Annotated in this window: 3 protein-coding genes; all 3 read right to left on the reverse strand. The window is 37.3% G+C overall.

Going from position 1 to position 1,936, the window contains the following annotated elements; all coding sequences use genetic code 11:
* Nucleotides 1-811: acetaldehyde dehydrogenase (acetylating) (locus AC1DOS_RS19730; protein ID WP_477538853.1), on the reverse strand; the 811-nt coding region annotated here is incomplete at its 3' end.
* A 23-nt stretch (nucleotides 812-834) separates the two neighbouring features.
* Nucleotides 835-1,614 (reverse strand): 2-keto-4-pentenoate hydratase, encoded by a 780-nt coding sequence (locus AC1DOS_RS19735; protein WP_477538854.1) that lies wholly within the window; start codon nucleotides 1,612-1,614, stop codon nucleotides 835-837.
* A gap of 58 nt (nucleotides 1,615-1,672) precedes the next feature.
* Nucleotides 1,673-1,936, reverse strand: a 264-nt coding sequence (locus AC1DOS_RS19740; protein WP_477538855.1) for an aldehyde dehydrogenase family protein, incomplete at its 5' end; no start/stop codon positions are given.

Genomic DNA, 1,936 nt, shown 5'->3' on the forward strand with positions numbered 1-1,936 from the left:
TATCTAGATTCCCTGCGTATGGAGGGAAATAATCGCCTGCTCCTTCAACTTCAATAAGAATGGTTACACAATTCCCTTCAAACATTGGTTCTTGTCTTAAACGATAGCCACCAACATATTCATTCACTTTTATAACCATTTCTTTAATTGACTTTCTAATAGCAGCTTCATCCATATTCTTCACTTCACAATAGACCGTATCACGCATTAAAATAGGTGGATCTGCAGGATTTAATATAATTAGAGCTTTGCCCTTATCCGCACCCCCAACCTCTTCTATTCCGCGACGTGTTGTAATCGTAAATTCATCAATATTTGCTCTAGTGCCTGGTCCAGCACTTAAACTAGAAATCGTAGCAACAATTTCCCCATATGTAACATCAGCCACTTGATTAATAGCATGAACAATCGGTATCGTTGCTTGTCCACCACAAGTAATCATATTAACGTTCATGATATCTAAAGAAGTTGGTAATGAACTAACCGCGGGGCAAAAGAAATGCCCTATTGCTGCAGGCGTTAAATCGATAGCTAATATACATAACTCTTTTAATATTTCGGCATTGTGGACATGGGCTTTTGCTGAAGTTGCATCAAACACAATGTCTACCATGCTAGGATTTTCAACTATGGCTTGTATTCCATTAAAAAAGACTTTATAGCCTTTTTGTTTGGCTCTTTTAAGACCATCTGAATCTGATTCAATTCCTATCATTGCGATTAATTCTATAACATCGCTATTTTCTAATTTGTACATTAAATCCGTTCCGATATTACCAGAGCCAATAATTGCAGCTTTTATTTTAGCCATGTTCAATCTCCTTTCTCATTTTCCTATTCGAAATGAACTGTTACAGAGCCAAGTGCTCCGAACTTAGCTTCTATGGTGTCTCCTGCTGAAACTGAAATCGCAGCAGATAATGCACCTGGTAAAATTAATTCATCTTTTTTTAACGTAATTCCAAATTCAGCTAATTTATTTGCAAGCCATGCAATTGCATACGCTGGGTGACCTAGTGCTGCAGCTCCTGCACCTGTTCCTTGAAGCTCTCCATTTTTAAAAAGAACCATACTAATAGTACGCAAATTCACTAAATCTATCGTTGTGGTCTTATTGCCAACAACCACTTTTGCAGATGATCCATTATCAGCCACCGTGTCGACTAATTTAATCTTCCAATCTTTCACCCGGCTATCAATAATCTCAAGTGTCGGTACTACATACTTGGTAGCCATTAAAACATCAATATACGTTATATTCGGACCCACTAAATCTTCTTTTAGAACAAAGCCAATTTCAGCTTCTACTTTTGGAGATATCATTGAATCAACTTTAACTATAGCTCCACTTTCTATTTGCATATCATCAAAAAGATGACCATAATCTGGCTCATCCACATTCAACATTTTTTGYATTGCAACACTTGTCAAACCTATTTTCTTGCCCACAATTACTTTACCCTGAGCAATTTTAAGTTTTACTGTTTCTAATTGAATTTGATAAGCATCTTCAACCGTTAAAGAATTATCCACTTCTGTTAGAGGAATAATGCCTTGGCGTGATTTCTCTGCTTCTAAGAGTTCTGTTGCATACTGGACATTCTTACCTTTCAACTAAAAAACCTCCTAATACAAAACAAAAGGTGTGCAAAAGCCACCTTTTGTTTTTATCTTATTTTTTTATCGTAATCGTTTTTGCTTCTGTATAAAAATCAAAACTATGTCTTCCACCTTCGCGGCCAATACCACTCGCTTTTGCTCCTCCGAATGGTGTTCGTAAATCACGAACATACCAGCAGTTGACCCATAACAACCCTGCATGGATTTGTGATGTTACACGCTGACCTCTTCGCAAATCATTCGTCCATACGACTCCGGCCAACCCGTAGATAGAATCATTTGCAATTGCTATTGCATCCTCTTCAGTTTTAAATGG

It is taken from the genome of Paenisporosarcina sp. P5_A11 (assembly GCF_056400705.1).